15 protein-coding genes are annotated in these 17,232 nt (G+C 64.0%); all 15 read right to left on the reverse strand.

Annotated elements, in window-relative coordinates; translation table 11 throughout:
- Positions 1 to 22 precede the first annotated feature (22 nt).
- The 15 genes from AC1DB0_RS18940 to AC1DB0_RS19010 all read right to left on the reverse strand — a co-directional run bounded on the left by AC1DB0_RS18940 (position 23) and on the right by AC1DB0_RS19010 (position 17,142).
- The gene (locus AC1DB0_RS18940) at positions 23 to 1,519 is read right to left on the reverse strand and encodes a TolC family protein (RefSeq protein ID WP_342067291.1); all 1,497 of its coding nucleotides are present in this window, start codon (positions 1,517 to 1,519) and stop codon (positions 23 to 25) included.
- A 1-nt stretch (position 1,520) separates the two neighbouring features.
- Positions 1,521 to 3,419, reverse strand: coding sequence for an FUSC family protein (locus AC1DB0_RS18945; protein WP_447982514.1), 1,899 nt, complete (start codon positions 3,417 to 3,419; stop codon positions 1,521 to 1,523).
- On the reverse strand, positions 3,403 to 4,452 hold the full coding sequence (gene mdtN / locus AC1DB0_RS18950; RefSeq protein ID WP_454669722.1) for a multidrug transporter subunit MdtN: 1,050 nt from the start codon (positions 4,450 to 4,452) through the stop codon (positions 3,403 to 3,405). Before mdtN ends, AC1DB0_RS18945 begins: the two co-directional genes overlap by 17 nt.
- 44 nt (positions 4,453 to 4,496) lie before the next feature.
- On the reverse strand, positions 4,497 to 4,769 hold the full coding sequence (locus AC1DB0_RS18955; protein ID WP_054422875.1) for a YtcA family lipoprotein: 273 nt from the start codon (positions 4,767 to 4,769) through the stop codon (positions 4,497 to 4,499).
- A 97-nt stretch (positions 4,770 to 4,866) separates the two neighbouring features.
- The gene (locus AC1DB0_RS18960; protein ID WP_427948862.1) at positions 4,867 to 6,501 is read right to left on the reverse strand and encodes a Na+/H+ antiporter; all 1,635 of its coding nucleotides are present in this window, start codon (positions 6,499 to 6,501) and stop codon (positions 4,867 to 4,869) included.
- Positions 6,502 to 6,622: 121 nt separating this feature from the next.
- Positions 6,623 to 7,261, reverse strand: coding sequence for a response regulator (locus AC1DB0_RS18965; protein WP_054422880.1), 639 nt, complete (start codon positions 7,259 to 7,261; stop codon positions 6,623 to 6,625).
- A gap of 308 nt (positions 7,262 to 7,569) precedes the next feature.
- On the reverse strand, positions 7,570 to 8,790 hold the full coding sequence (locus AC1DB0_RS18970; protein ID WP_427948860.1) for a beta-ketoacyl-[acyl-carrier-protein] synthase family protein: 1,221 nt from the start codon (positions 8,788 to 8,790) through the stop codon (positions 7,570 to 7,572).
- The gene (locus tag AC1DB0_RS18975; protein ID WP_175170187.1) at positions 8,780 to 9,208 is read right to left on the reverse strand and encodes an acyl carrier protein; all 429 of its coding nucleotides are present in this window, start codon (positions 9,206 to 9,208) and stop codon (positions 8,780 to 8,782) included. Before AC1DB0_RS18975 ends, AC1DB0_RS18970 begins: the two co-directional genes overlap by 11 nt.
- Positions 9,209 to 9,264: 56 nt before the next feature.
- Positions 9,265 to 10,437, reverse strand: coding sequence for a fimbrial protein (locus tag AC1DB0_RS18980; protein ID WP_476758471.1), 1,173 nt, complete (start codon positions 10,435 to 10,437; stop codon positions 9,265 to 9,267).
- Complete coding sequence (locus tag AC1DB0_RS18985; protein WP_342067286.1) at positions 10,428 to 12,971, reverse strand: fimbria/pilus outer membrane usher protein; 2,544 nt, start codon at positions 12,969 to 12,971, stop codon at positions 10,428 to 10,430. The genes AC1DB0_RS18980 and AC1DB0_RS18985 overlap by 10 nt, the downstream gene beginning before the upstream one ends.
- Before the next feature lie 11 nt (positions 12,972 to 12,982).
- Positions 12,983 to 13,735, reverse strand: a complete 753-nt coding sequence (locus AC1DB0_RS18990) for a fimbrial biogenesis chaperone (RefSeq protein ID WP_054422886.1) — start codon at positions 13,733 to 13,735, stop codon at positions 12,983 to 12,985.
- Between the two features lie 93 nt (positions 13,736 to 13,828).
- Positions 13,829 to 14,359 (reverse strand): fimbrial protein, encoded by a 531-nt coding sequence (locus AC1DB0_RS18995; protein WP_054422888.1) that lies wholly within the window; start codon positions 14,357 to 14,359, stop codon positions 13,829 to 13,831.
- A gap of 238 nt (positions 14,360 to 14,597) precedes the next feature.
- Complete coding sequence (locus AC1DB0_RS19000) at positions 14,598 to 15,131, reverse strand: fimbrial protein (RefSeq protein ID WP_175170189.1); 534 nt, start codon at positions 15,129 to 15,131, stop codon at positions 14,598 to 14,600.
- A 55-nt stretch (positions 15,132 to 15,186) separates the two neighbouring features.
- Positions 15,187 to 15,594, reverse strand: coding sequence for a hypothetical protein (locus AC1DB0_RS19005; RefSeq protein WP_054422891.1), 408 nt, complete (start codon positions 15,592 to 15,594; stop codon positions 15,187 to 15,189).
- Positions 15,595 to 15,747: 153 nt separating this feature from the next.
- Positions 15,748 to 17,142 carry an amino acid permease gene (locus AC1DB0_RS19010; RefSeq protein WP_054422893.1) on the reverse strand — a complete coding sequence of 465 codons (1,395 nt, stop codon included), beginning with the start codon at positions 17,140 to 17,142 and terminating at the stop codon, positions 15,748 to 15,750.
- Between the last annotated feature and the right edge of the window lie 90 nt (positions 17,143 to 17,232).

Below are 17,232 nucleotides of genomic sequence, written 5' to 3' on the forward strand. Positions count from 1 at the left end.
GGTTGGATTCGTGTCTGAAGACTTATTGCGCGCTGTCGGCGTTGATGCGCCCCAGCGAAAAAGCCAGTGTGGCCGCGCCGGTCAAGGCGGCGGAATACGCATCGGCCCGCGCACTGCGCGCGGCCAGCAAACCATTGGCGGCCTCGGTGGCGGCGGTAACGGTGCCTACGCCATGCCGGTATGCATCCAGCGCGGCGTCGTAGGTCAGCGTGGCGGCTTCCTCCAGGCTTGTCGCGGCTTCGTTAGCCTGCAACGCGGATTCCAGCGTGGTGGATGCCACCACAATCTGGCGCATCGCTTCCATCCGCAACTTGGACAGCGCGGCTTGCGAGGCCTGCACGCGTTCGCGTGCGTCCTGCAAACGCGAGCTACGCAGGCCGCCATCAAAGATCGGCACGCTGATCCCGACGATCACCCCGTTGGCGTTCGACTGGCCCGCAAGAATGGGCAGGTTGCCCACATCCAGGTTGCGGTTACCGGCGGCGGCAAAGCCCGCCAAATACACCTTGGGCAGAAAGTCCGCGCGCGCGGCGTCCACGGAATGCTCCGCCGCTTTCAGCGCCGCCACGCTCGCCATCACGTCCGGCCGGTCGGCCAGCGCTTGATGCAGGATCTCCTGGCTGGCGACATCGGTCGCAGGCGGCAGCGGCCGCCGAGTCAGGGGTGCGATGCGCAGCGTGGCGGTGGGGTCAATACCCACTGCCGCGGCCAGCGCCTGGTATGTGTTGCGTTCGGCGCCTTGCGTCGTGACGACGCGCAAGCGCGCCTGCGCCACCAGTTGCCGCACCTGCGCCAGCTCGATGGTGGTGGCCATGCCGTTGCGCCGCCGCGCGTCCACCGCCGCCAGCACCGCTTCGCTATTGCCCAACGACGCCTTGGCGATCTCACTGCGCTGGCGCGCCGCGTCATGTTCGTAATAGGTGCTCATCACGCTGTAGATCAGCTTCTGGTGCGCACCGTTGTAGAGAAAATTGGCGCCCAGCGACAGGCTGCGCGCGCTGTCGCGCAAGGCGCTGCGCTGGCCGAAATCGAACAGCAGCCATTGCAAGGTCGCCAGCGGCACCACGCCGCTGGAACTCGTATCCACGTGCGGACGCTGCCCCAGGATTTCAGGCAGTTGATTGCGCGTAGAGATGTAGCCGCCCACCACGTGCGCCGACAGCATCGGCAGGAACGTGGCGTCGGCGATGCCCACGGTGGATGCGGCCTGACGCGCCTGGCTCCATGCGAGCCGGGTGTCGGGGCTGTTGCGTTGGGCCAGGTCGATGAGAGCGGGCAGATCGTATTCGCGGCTGGGGTCCAATGGCGGCGGCTGGCCGGGCAGATTGGCGGCAGGCGCGCCCGACACGGCAAGCGCGCGCCATTCAGCGGGCGCATCGGATGACTGCCACTGCCGTTGCGCCGACTCGGGCGCGCCTTGGTTGCCGGTGGCCACACATGCAGTCAGCGCCATCAGGCATGCGATGGCGCCCAGCCCCATCGCCGCCGCACGCCCCGCCGAGGCTATCCGTCCTTCCATCCTATTGCCCTTCCATCAGTTGGTTCACCTGCTTGACGCTTCCTGGCTCATCGTTGCGCACCGCGTGCGCCATGGCCTCCAGGCGTGCGGCAAGCGCCTCGTCCGGCTCAGGCGCGTCGATCAGCAAGCGCATGCACAGCGCCTGCACCGACTGCGTGACCGCGATCAATTCCCGCAAGCGGGCGCTATCCAGCCGCAGCGTTCGGGGTTCCAGCGTGGCCAGCCCCAGCGCGCGCCGGATGCCCGCCAGTTGCCCGGCCACGGCGCTGGCCTGCGCCACCGCCCGGTCGCGCCCGCCCTCGCCCAGCCGCGCCAACTTCGCCAAGCCCTCCAGCGCGCGCCCAAGATCTTCGCGCACCCGGTGGCCAACGCTAACGGGCCACAACTGCGTGAACACCAGGTACAGCACCACGTTGCCCAGCAAGATGCCGATCACGCGGTCCATGGCGACAGACATATCGATGCTGGGGCCGAAGCCCTGCAACACCGTCATCATGAATGCCAGCGCAATCTGCACGCCCGCATACGACACGCGCTCCGAGCCCACCGCCACCCAAGCCGCCACGAACGCGCCGGCGAATACCAGCACCATCAAGCTGCCCACGCTGCTCATGTGCGGGATCAAAAACAGAATGGCGCCCACGCCCATCGCCGCGCCGATCAGGCAGCCGATGATGCGCAGCATGAGCTTTTGCGTGGTTTCCGCCACGGAACCCAAGGCGGCGACGTAGCACGTGATCATCGCGGTGTGGATGTCTTGCCAATCCAGCGCGGAGTAGATCAGGTAGCAGATCAGCGCGGCGGCCGTGGTCTTGATGGCGTAACGCACGTGTTCCGGATTGCTGAACGCATCGGGCGCCATGAACGGTTCGGCGGGCTGCGGAGCGGGCATGGTGGAGGCGTCGCCCCCCATTGCCGACAGCGCGCGCCACGCTTGCCGGGCTGCGGCGGGTTGCGTGGGGCTGTGCGTGGAGTCGGGCACCGGGGGGTGCGTGGGAAGGTGCGTGGGGGGTTGCGTGGAGTCGTGCACCGGGGGGTGCTTCGGGGAATGCGTAGGAGGAACGGCGGCGGCCGGCGCAGCGCGGCCCGCGGCCAGGGCCTGCCCGGCCTCGCGCGCACGAGCGGCGAGCGCATCCTGCCCGCCGCCACGCATCGCCAGCGCGGCGAAAAGCAGCCGGTAGGACTCTTGCAACGCCATTCCCAAACGACGCGTTTCATCGCGCCGCGCCAGCGCCAGCCCGCGCAGCAGCCCCCAGCGCTTCATGGATTCCTCTTGCCCTTCGCCCAGCATCTCGCGAAGACGCGCGCGGCCCGCGCGTCCGCCGCTTTCCAGATACGTGGCAACGGCGTCCAGCCGGTCGCCAACCGTCGTGCGCAGCAACGTCAGCGGCCGCCGGCCGATCGTGATGCTGACGATCAGCACCAGCGCCATCGGCATCGTCGCCATCAGCCACGCATACAGGATGCCCCGCGTGGCCGCTTCGCCAACCGGCACGTAGCTCAGCAGCGTCAAGCCAAACGCCAGCACCAGCGCGATGATGCCGCCAAGCGGCCCCAGCTTGCTGGCTGAGGCCAGGAACAACAGCAATAGCGACGACACCGCCAGCGCCACAATGCGCATGGCCGGCTGCGCCAGCGTCAGGTTGGTCAGCAAGAGCAGCACGCCGACGACAAGCATCACCAGCACCGACAGCGCCACCGCCAGCAAAGAGCTTTCGGCCGCGTCCGGCTTCATCACGAAGAACACCAGATAGCAGCTGATGGCCGACTCGGGAATGCCGTAGGTCATGGCGACCATGGCCGTCAATGCGCAGACCAGCGCAGTCCGCCACGCCATCGCCGCCCGGCCTGGAAAGGGCGCGAGCTGGCTCAGCCAGGCGGCGTCAACACCGCTTTTCATGATCGACCAAGACGACGGCCGACGCGCCCACGCGCATCAGTTCGGCGGGCGGGTTATCCAGCTTCACGCGGACGGGAAAGCGCTGGCCCACTCGCACCCAGTTCAAGGACTTGGGCACATAGGGCAAGCGGCGCGGCAGGTTGATCAGGTCTTCGGCGCTGACGCCCCAGCCGGTGGATTCCACCACGCCCTTCAAGCCCAGCCGGCGGTCAGCGGCCACGTACACCGTGGCGCAATCGCCGGGCTGGATGGCGGGCAACTCGGTTTCCAGAAACGTGGCCGTGGCAAACCAGCGCGTTGTGTCGATCAGTGAAAACGCAGACTGCGCCGGCACCATGTAATCGCCCTCGGTGATCGACAAGCCGGCGACCCGGCCATCGAACGGCGCCTTGACTTCGGTTTCGCGCAGTTGGCGTTCGGCAATGGCCAGCGCCGCGCGCCGTTCGGCCACCAGCGCTTGCGCGCCCTCGGCGTCGCCGACCAGCGCCTGCGCGGCCGCCAGCTGCGCCTGCGCTTCCTTCAGGCTGGTCTCGGCATTGCGCTTGAGCGTGGCCGCTTCGTCTACCTGCTGGCGCGTTACGTAGCCCTTGGGTAGCAGCGCATTCAGCCGTTCCCACGTCTGCGCCGCCAGCGCCGCATTGGCGCGCGCCCGAGCAATCTGTTCGGCCGCGATGGTGGCGTTGGACTGCTCGGCTTGCACCGACCGGCCGCGCGAGCTCAGCGCCGCTTCCGCCATGCGCAAGCCTGCGGCGGCCTGCTCAACCTGCAAGCGATAGAACTCCGGGTCGATCGCAAACAGCACCTGGCCACGGGTGACCTGGCTGTTCTCGCGCACGTTCAGCGCCACGACGCGGCCCGGAACGGCGGCGGCCACGCGCGCTACGTCGGTCGTCAGCACCGCATCTTCGGATAGCGGCTTGGCCTGCATCCGCATCACATACGCCAGCCCGGCCGCCACGGCCAGCACCACGATCAGCACGGCCATCACCACCGCGATGCGCCGCTTGTTGGAAGAAGACTGGGAGGTCGGCATGATCAGCAGGTGAAAGTCAGCGGGTGAAAGTCAACGGGTGAAAGTCAGCGGGTGAAAAACAGAAGCGAACTCAGGAACATCAGCGCGGCGGCCAGGCTCAGGTACACCAGCACGCGTAATGGCATCACGTCGTCAATACCCCAACGCACCAGCAGCACGCGTATGAGCGATGCGCCCACGACGCCGATCACGGCGCACAGTATCCAGGCCGGAAAATAGGAATCGAACACCGTCACGTAGGGCGCGCTGCGCGGAACGCAGCCTGATAGCAGGACGGCGGCGGTGACAGCGGGCCAATGCATCGGAAAGCTAGCCATGTTCTTTTTCTTCACCCTTCAAAGTCATCGAGCCGGTGGAAAGCGTTCAGTAGCGCACGCGCCGTCACCCTGACACGCGGCCAGGGGCGCACGCCCTCTAACGCAAATGCGCTTCGTGCAGGTCCAGCAAACGCGCATGCTCGCGCGCCAGTGAATCAGAAATACGGTGGGTGCGCGCCAGGTGGAAGACGGCATCGCGCGAGGCCGCTATCGCCTCCAGCCGCAACTGCCGTTCAATGGCGGCTTGTTTGGCGACCTGTTCGGCGGAGGTGCCGTCCGGCGCCTCGCCCGCCTGGCGGCGCAAGGTGGCGGTCAAGCTGTCGGCCACCTCCAGATACAGGGCGGCCTCGTCGGGATGTTCCGCAACCCGGCGCTTGGCGCCCGCGGCCACGCTGTCCAGCGCGGCCTGCAATATGGCTTCCTGCGCCAAAGACGCTTCGCGTTGCACGCGGCTGTTGGCGGGAAAGTGCAGGCCGCGCATCAGGCTGGGCAAGGTCAGGCTGGCCAGCAGCAATGAAAACACAATGACCATGGCCGCCAGTGACACCGCCAGATCGCGTGCGGGAAACGGCGCGCCGCTATCCAGCGCGAACGGCAGCGTCATGACGCCCGCCAGCGTAACCGCGCCACGAACGCCCGCCACGGACACCGCAAGAATCACCCGAATGCCCACCTCGGGCGGTTCAGTCCCGCGCCGCCGCGCCGCCATCGCGCTGAGCTTGAGCGACACCGTCACCCACAGCAAGCGGAACAGGATCAGGCCCAGGCACACCGCCAGCCCGTACACCGGCAACCAGTACAGGGACAGCCCGCCCGCCTCGCCCGCGGCACGCGACAATCCGGCCAGAATGGTCGGGAACTGTTCGCCCAGCAGCACGAAAATCATGCCGTTCAGCGTGAACTGCACCATGTCCCAAACGGCGCGGCGTTCCATGCGCGTGGCGGCTAGCGCCCGGCCGGACAGCTCGGAATAGCTCATCATGACCCCGGCCGCCACGGCCGCCAGGATGCCGGAAGCGTTGGCGTGTTCGGCCACGAAATACACGAAGAACGGCGTCAGCAGGCTCAGCAACACTTCCGAGCCCGGCTCTTCGCCCAGCCGCTTGGTGATGAACCTGCGCACCTGCATGATCAGCCACGTCAGCCCCGCGCCAATCGACAGGCCCGCGATGGACACCCAGAGAAACGACAGCGCCGCTTCCGACAGCGAAAACGTGCCGGTGGCGGCTGCCGCCACGGCGAAGCGGAACGCAACCAGGCCGCTTGCATCGTTGAACAGCGCCTCGCCTTCCAGAATCGCCATCATGCGGCGGGGAATGTGGACGCGGCGCGAGATCGCCTCGACCGCCACGGGGTCCGTGGGCGACACAATGGCGGCAATGGCGAATGCAACCGGCAGCGGCACGTCGGGAATCATCCAGTGGATCAGGTAACCCACGCCAATCACCGTCAGAAATACCAGGCCGAACGCCAGCTGCAAGATCGAGGACGATTCGCGAATCACCGCCAGCTTCGACACCCGCCAGCCATCCAGGAACAGCAAGGGCGGCAGGAACAGCAGGAAGAAGATATCGGGTTCGATCAGTACGCCGCGCTGAAACACGGCGGCGATCAGAAAGCCCAGCGCGATCTGCACAAACGGCAAGGGAATGGCAAGGGGAATCAGCCGGACGATCACGCCGCTGAGCAAAACGGCGACCAGCATCGCCACCACTACCGTGAAAGTCCCCAACGATCACCCCTGTAAGCCCAACATCGGATAAATCCTACGTTGCGACCTTACCCTCGCGCCAGAGGACGCGCAATCCCAATTGTTGAAATGCAACATCAAGATCAGAACGGGCGCCGATCCCTCACGCCGCCAGCCCGCTTCTCAGCCCGTAACGCACCAGATCCATATCGCTGTGTACGTCCAGCTTGCGCATGGCCGCCCGCTTTTGCGCGCTGACCGTCTGCTTGCTGCGATGGAATTTCTGGGCGATCTCTCCAAGCGAGAAGCCCGACAGGAACAGGCGCACCACTTCAACTTCGCACCGGGTCAGCGGGTCTTCATGCTCAGCGGCGGTATCCGATTCCAACGCCGCCTGGATGCGCGGCGAGCGGTACGGCTCGCCACACCATGCGGCGTACAAGGCCCGGCGCAAATGCTCGGGCATGTCACCCTTGCTGACGATGGCGCGCACCCCCAGCGCTTCCAGCGCCTGCAACACGATGCGATTATCAAGCGACGTCAGCACCACCAGTTTTAGGCGGGGATAGCGCTCCTGTATCCGCGCGAACATGCTCAGACCATCACCAAAATCCGCCCCCGACATGACGTAGTCGCTGACAAGCACGTCACAGTGGTGCGTGTCCAGAATGTCGAACAGCTCGGTGGAATTGAAGGCGCAGGCGACAACCTGGGCAATATCGGCCACGGATATCTCGATTTGCACGCCCTTGACGCAAATGGGGTGCCCGTCGGCCAAGACAACGCGAATGACGTCTCGCACGGCGTCCCTCACTTTAAACCGTTGAAGAAGCCACGCCTGCCGCCGCGCGCAATGCCCGGCTTGCGCGCAAGGGCAACGCGATGACGACGGCGAAGGTCGTGCTTGACGAACGGAATACGCAGGAGGTGTCTCATCTGTGTCCTTTATGTTTTGGCTAAGGATTGACAGTGAGGCTATCCAGGTTCAGACGGCGGGGCAATCGGACTCGACCGAAGACGCCCGCCTGACGCATGGGACTGATCAAAACTCCATGCTTATCCCGCGATGCGGGCGCGGTTTCCCATGCAACTGACGCTCCGGCAGGCGCATCAGCTTGCTTTTTTGAAGGCCAGGACGGCGTTGTTGCCACCCATGCCGAACGAGTTGCTCAGCGCCGCCTGAAGCCCCGGCAGCGGCCGTGCCGCGCCTGGCACATAGTCCAGATCGCACTGCTCATCGCCGGGTTCGAAGAACAAGGTCGGCGGCACCTGGGCCTGGCGCAACGACATCGCGGTGACGGCGGCCTCGATGGCGCCCGCCGCGCCGATCGTGTGCCCCAGCGCCCCCTTGATGCTGCTGACCGGAACCAACCCGGCGCGCTCACCAAAGACGCGCTTGATGGCCGAGGTTTCGATGCGGTCGCCCACGTAGGTGCCCGTGCCGTGCGCGTTGATGTACCCGATGTCCTCGGGCGTCAGGCCGGCGTCTGACAAGCACCGCGACATGGCCAGGGCCTGCCCTTCGTCGTCGGGCCGCAGCGGATGCGTGCCGTCGTTGCTGACGCCGTAGCCCACCAGTTCGGCGATCACCACCGCGTTGCGCGCGCGCGCATGCGCTTCCGATTCCAGCACCAGCATGGCCGCGCCTTCGGCGAGCACGAAGCCCGAGCGGCGCGCGCTGAACGGCCGGCAGCCCCCGACGCTGCCGTCTTCGGACAGTTCCGCGCTCAGCACATGCAGCTGCTTCCAGGCCGTGACGATGGTTTCCGTCAACATGGATTCGGTTCCGCCCGCGATGGCCACGTCCAGATAGCCGTCGCGGATGCGGCGAAAAGCTTCCCCGATGGCCACGGCCCCGGCGGAACAGGCGGTGGCGTAGGTCTGCGCCTCGGTCGTGGTCTTGAGCGTCTGCGCGATTTGCGCGGTGGCGGCATTGGGCATCACCGACGGCACCACCAGAAACGTGCGCCGGGGCGCCAGGCCGTGATGGATCTCGATGGCTTCCGACAAGGACGACACGCCGCCGATCCCCGTTCCCACAAACACGCCGCATTGCTTTTTCTGTTCGGCGCTGAGCGCGGCGGCGGCCAGCGCCTGATCGGCGGCGTACTGCGCCACCAGCGCCACGCGGTCCATCGACCGCAACTGGCTGGGCGAGGCATCCACGTCCAGCGGTTCGCGGATGAAGCCGACCTGCTTGTCGATGGCGGCGTCGGGATGCTTACCCACGCCGCATTTTCCCGCCATCAGCGCGTCGAACGTTTTATCCGCCGTGTTGCCCAGCGGCGTAGCCATGCCAACCGCCGTGATGAAGACTCTTCTACGTTGCATCTTTATCAGCCTTTTCAGGGGGTTGCGGCGTGGGCGCGTCGGTCGCGGCCAAGGCCGCCAGCCGTGCCGCTTCCTTTGCCGCCACTTTTTCCTCGGCAACCCGAACGACGACCGTGCGCATGTAGGCCATCAACCCGTCCAGGTCTTGCGGAAACGCGTTCGTGATTTCCTGCGGCTTGTATGCCCCGTCGGTCGGCAGCATGTCGTCCGTAGTGATGTGAAATTCCGTTTCGATTTCCAGCAGGATCTCAAGCACCATGATCGAATCAAAATCGCTCATCACGGTTGCGAAGGATTTCCCTTCCAGCAACGCGTCACGATCGCACCGGCCGATGGAAGAAACAATGGTCGCCAGTTTCTCCCGGAATTCGGGGTCTTCGGGCAAGGGAGGGATATCAGATTCGAACTTGGCTCGCATTAACGCACCATGAAAGATGGGGTTGATCTTCTGCCCAAAGCGCCCGGGCGGCGGCGTTAACTATAGGTAAAAGTGATGGTCGCCGTCGACAACACCGACCCCGCCGTGACCGTGCCCCCTGTGCGCAGATAAGACGCGCCCAGTTTGTACGACCACGTGGAATTTGGCGTTGAGCTGATGAGCGTACCGCGATTGGGCAAGGTGCTGTTGAACGCCGCCCGTTCAAAGTTGTTCAAACCCGGGTTCCACAGCCACAACCTGACGCCCACGCCCTGCGCGCCGTTTTGGGCCTGGTTCGAGACCGTGTCGGGCGAGCCATTGGCCGCATAGTTCGTCGTCAACTTGACCGTGGGCGACGCCTGACTGCTCATGCCGCAATCCACCTGCAATTCGCTGGTATACAAGGCGTTTTCGCCCGCTCCGCTATTCATGGCAGTGGCGGTAACGTTACCCAGCGCGATCGTCTGGCTTTGCGGATTCTTGATCTGGCAGGTCGGGGCGGTGACGGTAATATTGCCGCTCATGCCCACGCGATACAAGCCCGCCGGCGCTGAGCCGGCAGACACCGAGGCCTGGCCAAAGATGTTGCTTCCAACAATGACGCCCGGCTTGATCGTGGCGCCCGTCGCCACGAAATCGATACGCGTGCGGTAGGTGCCGCGTGCGCTTGACGACATCGGGAACACCAACGCGCCCGTCGCATAGGTATTGTCAAATGTCTGCGGCGCGGCCAACTCCTCGCCATTGCCGATGTAGTAATAGACGCGATATCCGATACCTTGCAAGCCAGTCGCATAGCTTCTGGAATAGGAATCGTAGCTGCCGTTGCCCCGGAAATATTCCTGGGTGCCGGGCGGGCAGTTGTACAGCGGCGCCACATAGCCTTGCGACGCGCCTTCATACTGAGGCAGCACGCGCTCCACCGTCGAAAACAGCACGCTGCCGGTCGTACCCGGCGCGGGCATGGGTTGGACGGTGCGTGTCGGGCTGAGGGAATACACGTTGGCCGTCGAGGAGTACGCGTAATACTGATTGCCCTTGCTTGTCGTGCCCCCGCTGTTCACGGTGCACGACACGGCGCGCGTGTCCAGCGGACCCGCGTAGGCGGTCCCGGTGATGCCGCCCAGGCAAGCCACCAGGGCGAAGGTGGCCGCTACGGCGGGCAACACACGTCCCCGCACGCCGCCCCGACTTTTCACGATAGTGCGCGACAGTCCGATCATGCGCATGTCAGTTCCTTTTTCACTTCGTCGGTCTTCAGTTCTTCGCCCGACACATCAATGTCAAACGCGCACTGCCGTTCCTGGTTGGCGCCCCATTTCACGATGAAGCGGTTCGCGCCTTGCAGGCCAGTCAGCCATGCCCGCCCCACCGGCCCGACCACTCCGCGCTGCTCGCCGTCAACGTTGTAGATCGCTGCGCCGAACGGCACTTCCGCGCCATCCGCGCCACGCAACGTCGCCAGCAGCGTACGCCCCAATTCCGTATTGAAATGCGCCACGACGATGGCCCCACGTGTCGGCACCACGGTCTGCACGTTCTCTTGAATCGTCGCGGTCATATCGTCATGGTTCGGTGTCAGCGAAATACGGTTTTCACGGTATGGGCTGGCGTAGGGAATCAAGGCACGGCCCGAGCTGTCGGTGCGCACGCCCGGATAGGAGTCCACTTGCACCCCGGCCGCGCCCGGCACGTCCACCACCACGGCGGTTTCGCCCAACGATTGGCCCAGCAGCACCCCCTTGCGGTCCACCACCAAGGCGCCGCTGAAATCGACGTTGGTGCTGGAGTTGTTGCGCGAATACGCATGGCTCAGGTTGGCTTGGCCGATGGGCGAGGCATAACCCAGCGACCCATAGGCATGGCCGCCGCTATCGGTGCCGCCGCTCGTCACGCCCGTTTGCAAGGCATAGGTGGCCGCGTAATCGTCCGTCAATGCGCCGTTCAGGTTGACGTCGTGGCTGGTGCCCTGGCCCGAGCTGTGGTTCATGGCATAGCTGCCCGTGTTCGTGCCGCCCAGCGGCAGGCTCAGCGTCAACATGATGGTGGTCTGGCTGTCCTGCCAGGGGCTTTTGTTCCTGCCCAGGTTCAGCGAATAGCCGACTCGGCCGATCGCGCTTGAGAACCCCATCTGCATGTACTCGGCCTTGCGCGGCGCATTCCGATAGCCGATGCCGTAGTAGTTGAACGACAAAGAGCCCACATTGCCCAGGCGTTGCGACAACGACAACTGATACTCGTGCTGGCGCTGATAGCCCTGGAACAGGTCGCCTTCCGTGCGGTCGCGCACGGCGTCTTCCAGGCTGCGATAGCCGGTTGAGTTATAGCGGTAACCCGCCAGCGTGAAGTCCGTGCCGCTGCCCGGGAACGACTTCGCATATTGGATGCGCGCCGCCGTGCCGACCAGCGTCTTGCCGTCGCGCTGACGCGAACGCGAATTGGTGGTGTCCACCGACACCGCGCCCAGGGATTGCATGTTCAGGGCCAGGCCAATCGCGCCCGCGTGATAGCCGTCAGCCGCGCTGGTCCAGCCGCCATAGGCTGTCAAGCCAAAGGGCAAGCCATAGGCCAGCGTGGCCTGGCCCAGCATCGGCTTGGCGTCGCCATAGGTGGGCCGGTACTGGCCCACCGCAAAGTTGTAGTTCCAGATACCTTCGCGCATCATCGCCGGCAAGGCGGAAAACGGCTGGAAGAACCGCGTCGTGCGGCCGCCCAGTTCCTCGACTTCAACTTCAAGGTCGCCCGCGCCGGGCGTGGAATACAGGTCGTCAATCACAAACGGGCCGGCCGCCACGAAGGTGGAATAGATCACATGACCGTTCTGGCGCACCGTCACCTTGGCATTGCTGGGCGCCACGCCGCGCACGATGGGCGCGTAGCCGCGCATGCTGTCCGGCAGCATGCCTTCATCAGAGCGCAACTGCACGCCGCGAAAGCGCGTCGACGTGAAGACGTTGCCAGAGGTCGAGCTATCGCCCAGGCGCAGCCAACCGCGCCAGGCAGCCACATCGCGCTCCGCATAGAAGTCGCTCCAGTCCCATTTGGAACTGCCATCGTTGTCATAGAACGTGCCGTTGGCGCGCAGGCGCCAGGCGTCCAGGTTGAAGCCATTGCGCAGGCTCAGAAAGCTGGAGTGGCCGCTGGAATTGCTTCGGCCGCCCGAGCTGCGCATGTCGTTGTACGACAAACGGTAGGACGACCAGAACGCGGTCTCGCCCACATCCCACAAGTCAGGGGACACCACGCCACGCGCCTGGCGCACCAGCGCGGCTTGCGGAATCGACAGCGTCAGCACGTTCTTGTCGGCGTCAAACGCCGCCGAGGACGACGCAATGAACTCCAGCGTCTTGGTGCATTGCACGTCCTTGTCTTGCGCCAACTTCGGGAACGCCAGCATGTTCACGCCGATGTCTTCCAGGAACGGCACGGGCAGACACGGTTGCGCGTCTTCCTTGTCGTCAACCTGCACGAAATCCACATCTCTCACGCCCAGGAACTGGCCGTTCAGGCGCACCGACACCGACTTCAATCCCGGCAGCACGCGGTTCGAAAACGCGAACACCGACAGGTCAACGCTGGGCTGACTGCTGCCGCGATGCAAAAAGCTATTGTCGAACGCCGCAGGCGCCTGGGTTTGCTCCTGGGTTTGCTCCTGCGCTGCGGCCGAAACCGGCGACGGCGCCAGTTCGGCGGACCAGATGAGCTGAGTACTCGCAAGGCCCAGGATGGCCCCCATGCCCAGTGCAACGGGACGGCATGGCATACGCCTAGGTATCACTTCTGGCCTCCGACCGTTGCTTGCACGGCCTCTGCGCCGCGCTCGCCTGCGGAGACCGTCGGCCACGCTTCGATGACGCCGTAATCATTGACGACCTGCGGCGTCACGGACACGGCGCCTGCCGGGCACTTGCCCAGCGGGATGTAGGTGGTTGCCAGCGGCTTGGCGACGACGGTCTTGCCCAGGCCTTCCGGCTCGCCGGGCACATCGACGCGAGCAAAGTTGATGTTGTAGGCCGACGTGTTGTCAACCGCCAGGCGGCAGCTCTTGCCGTCGCGCGCGATCGACCACTTCGATTGCTCGGCGCCGCGCGGCATCTTGTCGATGGCGGCGGGGCGGTAGAAAAGTTTGATGCGCGTGCGCGTCGCCAGCGTCAGGCTGTTGTCCTTCGACTCGCTCTTTTGCGGAATCTCCAGCACATTGATCCAGTAATACGACTCGCGGTCCTTGGGCATATCGTCGCCCACGCGCGTGATGTTCAGGCTGCGCTCGGAAGACCCGTCAAAGCGGCTCAGCGGCGGCGTGATGAAAAACGGCGTTTCCATCTCTTCTTTTTCGCCATCGATCCAGGCCTGCACCACGAACGGCGTGGCCGTCAGATTCTTGGCGAAGACCGCAACGTTGCGGTCTTTCTCGTTCATGATCGCGCGAGTGCTGGACAACTGAATGGCTGCGTGAGCGGCGCTGCCGGCAAGCACGCAGGAAGCGGCGACGCACGCGGGAAGGAGGCGTTTGAAGAGTAGAGTCATGGCTATGTCCGGCAGGTTCAAGCGCTGCGGCGCGCAAACGATTAGTGCAGGGGAAAGCGTCATCCCGAACGGCGCCGGGATGACGAAGAAAAATCAGGAGTAAGTGAGCGTCACCGTGGCGGAAGCATTGGCGGTGCCGGGCTTCGCAGTCGTGCCGTACTTGTAGTAGTACGCGGTGAATTGGTAGGTGCTCTTGCCCGACGAAATGTTGAAGTTGTGGGTCGAGGCTTCGTTGAAATTGACCATTGCCGCGCCGTGGGTGGTGTCGGTTGCGAACATCCTCACGCCAAAGCCCGACGCCGCGCCCGTACCCGAGGCCAGCGCCAGCGTAGAGGCATCGTTGATGGTGGTGCCCTTGAACTTCAGCGACGCCGCGTTCAAGGTGCTGAGCAAGCAGCCGCCTAGCGTGACGTTGAAATTCTTCTGGTAGGCCGCGGAGGGCACGGCGTTGCTCGCGAACTCGCTGATGGGCACGTCGCCCATGGCCACCGAGCCGACGGACAAGGTGCAGGCGGTGTTGGTGATTCTGCCCGTGACGGACACCGTCGCCTGCTGGGCTTGAGCCGCGCCTGCCATCAGGCACAGCGCCGCCGCGACCAAGGAGTATTTAAGGTTGCATTTCATAGTCGTATGCCGATACAGACGCGCACGCTTGCCGCTCAGCGACAGCTGATGCGCGCATGCAATTGGAATTCGGGGAGTTGTGCCGGGCCTCGCGTAAATCGAAGCAGACTCGCCAGAGGGAGATCGCCGTGTTTGGCGCCGCCCTTGCGTGGCCGGCACCCACCCGGTACGGGTGGGAGCGGAACCGAAGAGAGCCTCCGGTTCCGCCAAGAAGGGGCGCTAGACCCCTTTCACGTGCTTAGGAGTACTGAACTTCAAACACGGCTTGGGCGTTCGCCTTACCTGCGGTCACCGTGGCGGCGGTGGCTTCGTAGTAAGCCTTGAAGTTGAAGTTGTTGGTGCCCGAGATCAGGTTGTACGTCACGCCAGCGCCGCCAACGGCGATAGCAGTGCCGTTTTCGTCAGCCAGACCGACGGCCACGCCTTGGGCGCCGCTGCCGCTTTCCAGGCTCAGCAGGCGGCTGTTGATGACGCTGCCAGCGCCCGGACGGAAGGAGATCGAAGCGGCGGTGGACACGGTCGGGTCGCAGCCCAGCAGCGCAATCTTGAAGTCGGTTTGCGGGCCCTTGTCGCCAACCGCCTTGAACATGTTCGTCGAGATGCTGCCCATCTTCACAAGCATGTCGGCGCCTTGCTGACCGCCACCGATCGAGCAAGCCGACTGCGTGATGTCGCCCTGGAAGGAGATGTTGCCGGTGTCGGCAGCAGCAGCGGTGCCAGCGGCAACCACAAAAGAGGCGGCCAACAGAGTGTTGAGAAGAGTCTTAGTCATGATGTTGGAAAAATCCAGTTTTAGTTGAGTCGTAAAAGAAACACACATTCGCTGATTAACCACCGATGCCGATTCCCGTGGTGTTGCGTTCGTGCATGAACCTGTCGGCACGCGCAACGACCACTAAACCACCCATTAACAAGTTAGCGGGCCAGAAAATACCCCGGCGAATAATCAAACCCATTACGTGCGGTTTTTTATTCACACCCCGCTGATATTTAATATCAGCCACCATCCACCGGACGGCTGTGGCCAGCACGCGAGTCAACGCCGGATGCTTACGCATCAATCGCAGACACGGCACGGCCCAAAGGCGGTATCCCTGGTAAGACATCGCCGAAAATTTCTGTGCACAGTCGCTGGCGTCATAGGCCCAATCCGATCCTGAAATCAGATCTTGCCGACGCAGTTCGGTGCACACGATCTTCTGCGAAAAATCAACCCAGATACCTAACTTGCTCATTCGAATTACTCGATGTATTAATTTCACGAAAAGGCTTTTGGCCTTGCGTCGCCCTATCTATGAGCGTGAAAAGATAATAGTCCGCGGGGAAAATGATTAATATCGGTCCAGAACGAAATATGCCGACCCAAACGTTTCCGACTCGTACCCGTCCTAAATCTCAACCAAATCTTTCATATTTTTGCGTTTGCCGCCGAGATTATCGGGATGACTATTCCCGGTTTTGTTGCGTAATAACAAGGCGGCCAATGACAGCAACAGCCACAACGGGATTCCATAGAACAGGGCCGGCGCGAAGGCATCGATCTGTAGCGTTGAAACCGCAATCGCCATCATCACGACAACGCCCACGATGCCGCGCCACGCCCCCTTGGCCCCGCGCGCTTCGCCGCCAAGCCGCTGAAAGCGGATGTAGGCCAGAAAGATCACCATCCATATCGCCAGCAAGCTGGTAATCGCCATGGACGATGCGGCCACATACACCACGCCTGGAAAAACCAGGTGCGCGGCGTAGACCAGCATGGCCGCCCCCACCACGACCGTGACGGGCGCGCGCAGCTTGCCGGCTCGCCCCAACACGGCGGGCGCCTGACCCGCCCGGGCCATGCTGAACACCATGCGCGAACCGCCATAGATCTGGCAATTCAGTACCGACACCACGGTCACGGCCATCAACACAGTGAACGCCAGCTGCGCGCCCGGCAACTTCGCCAGTTCAAGCAACTGCACAAACGGCGTGAGGTTGGGCGCGACGGGCTCATGCCACTGGAACCATGCCGATGCGGCGACGCCCGCCACCACCAGCACCACCACCCACCACGCCGCCATCCGCATCGAGCGGCCCAGCCCACGGGCCGGAACACGGGTCTCGGCGCCCGCAATCGACATCACTTCAAGGCCGATAAAGCCCATCGTTGCAATCGTGAACGCTTGCCACACCTGCGGGCCAGTCATGCCCGCAAGAATCGTGGACGATGCGGTGCGCGCGCCGTCAACCGTGGGCGGCGCGGCATTGAAGGCGTAGACGCACGCAATCACGATCAGGGCAAGCAACGCCAGCCCTTTTACGGCGCTTAATGCGAACTCGACCCAGGCAAACACACGTGCGCCCGCCAAATGCAGAAGATTCAGTCCGGCCAGCAACGCAATGACCACCAGCGAAGGTGGAACCTGCGGCATCCACCAGGCCAGCACGCGCTCCAGCATGGCGATTTCGGTTCCCACGATCGTCACAACGGAAACGACATACGCGGCCCGCACGACAAAACCGGTGCGATGGCCCAGAAACGCTTCGGCATACGACGCGAAACCGCCCGGCGTGGGATGGGCGGCCGTCATGTCTGACAGGCAGCGCATCAACAACAGCGCGATCAGCGCGGCCGCTGCATAGCTCAGCACCGCGGCGGGGCCGGCCACCGTCAGCGGAAATGCGCTGCCCGACACGACGCCATAACTAATGACGGCGCCGACCGCAATCGCCGCCAATTGTCCGCGCGTAAATACTGCGGGCAGGCCGGATTCCCGGCGAATGATCTGGTTGATGTTCATAGCAAAAGAGAAGGATGCGCCTAGGCCGCGAAACAGACGCGCAAAACGTGCGGCGGCGCGCGCCACGCGCAGCAGGATCGCTGGCGGGCA

Source organism: Achromobacter sp. 10T422 (genome assembly GCF_056394065.1).

Coding starts and splice junctions, on each gene's coding strand:
- AC1DB0_RS18970 (WP_427948860.1), bottom strand. CDS start 8,790: ATGCAACGTAGAAGAGTCTTCATCACGGCGGTTGGCATGGCTACGCCG.
- AC1DB0_RS18940 (WP_342067291.1), bottom strand. CDS start 1,519: ATGGAAGGACGGATAGCCTCGGCGGGGCGTGCGGCGGCGATGGGGCTG.
- AC1DB0_RS19005 (WP_054422891.1), bottom strand. CDS start 15,594: ATGAGCAAGTTAGGTATCTGGGTTGATTTTTCGCAGAAGATCGTGTGC.
- AC1DB0_RS18985 (WP_342067286.1), bottom strand. CDS start 12,971: ATGCCATGCCGTCCCGTTGCACTGGGCATGGGGGCCATCCTGGGCCTT.
- AC1DB0_RS18955 (WP_054422875.1), bottom strand. CDS start 4,769: ATGGCTAGCTTTCCGATGCATTGGCCCGCTGTCACCGCCGCCGTCCTG.
- mdtN (WP_454669722.1), bottom strand. CDS start 4,452: ATGCCGACCTCCCAGTCTTCTTCCAACAAGCGGCGCATCGCGGTGGTG.
- AC1DB0_RS18995 (WP_054422888.1), bottom strand. CDS start 14,359: ATGAAATGCAACCTTAAATACTCCTTGGTCGCGGCGGCGCTGTGCCTG.
- AC1DB0_RS18945 (WP_447982514.1), bottom strand. CDS start 3,419: ATGAAAAGCGGTGTTGACGCCGCCTGGCTGAGCCAGCTCGCGCCCTTT.
- AC1DB0_RS18975 (WP_175170187.1), bottom strand. CDS start 9,208: ATGCGAGCCAAGTTCGAATCTGATATCCCTCCCTTGCCCGAAGACCCC.
- AC1DB0_RS18990 (WP_054422886.1), bottom strand. CDS start 13,735: ATGACTCTACTCTTCAAACGCCTCCTTCCCGCGTGCGTCGCCGCTTCC.
- AC1DB0_RS18980 (WP_476758471.1), bottom strand. CDS start 10,437: ATGCGCATGATCGGACTGTCGCGCACTATCGTGAAAAGTCGGGGCGGC.
- AC1DB0_RS19000 (WP_175170189.1), bottom strand. CDS start 15,131: ATGACTAAGACTCTTCTCAACACTCTGTTGGCCGCCTCTTTTGTGGTT.
- AC1DB0_RS19010 (WP_054422893.1), bottom strand. CDS start 17,142: ATGAACATCAACCAGATCATTCGCCGGGAATCCGGCCTGCCCGCAGTA.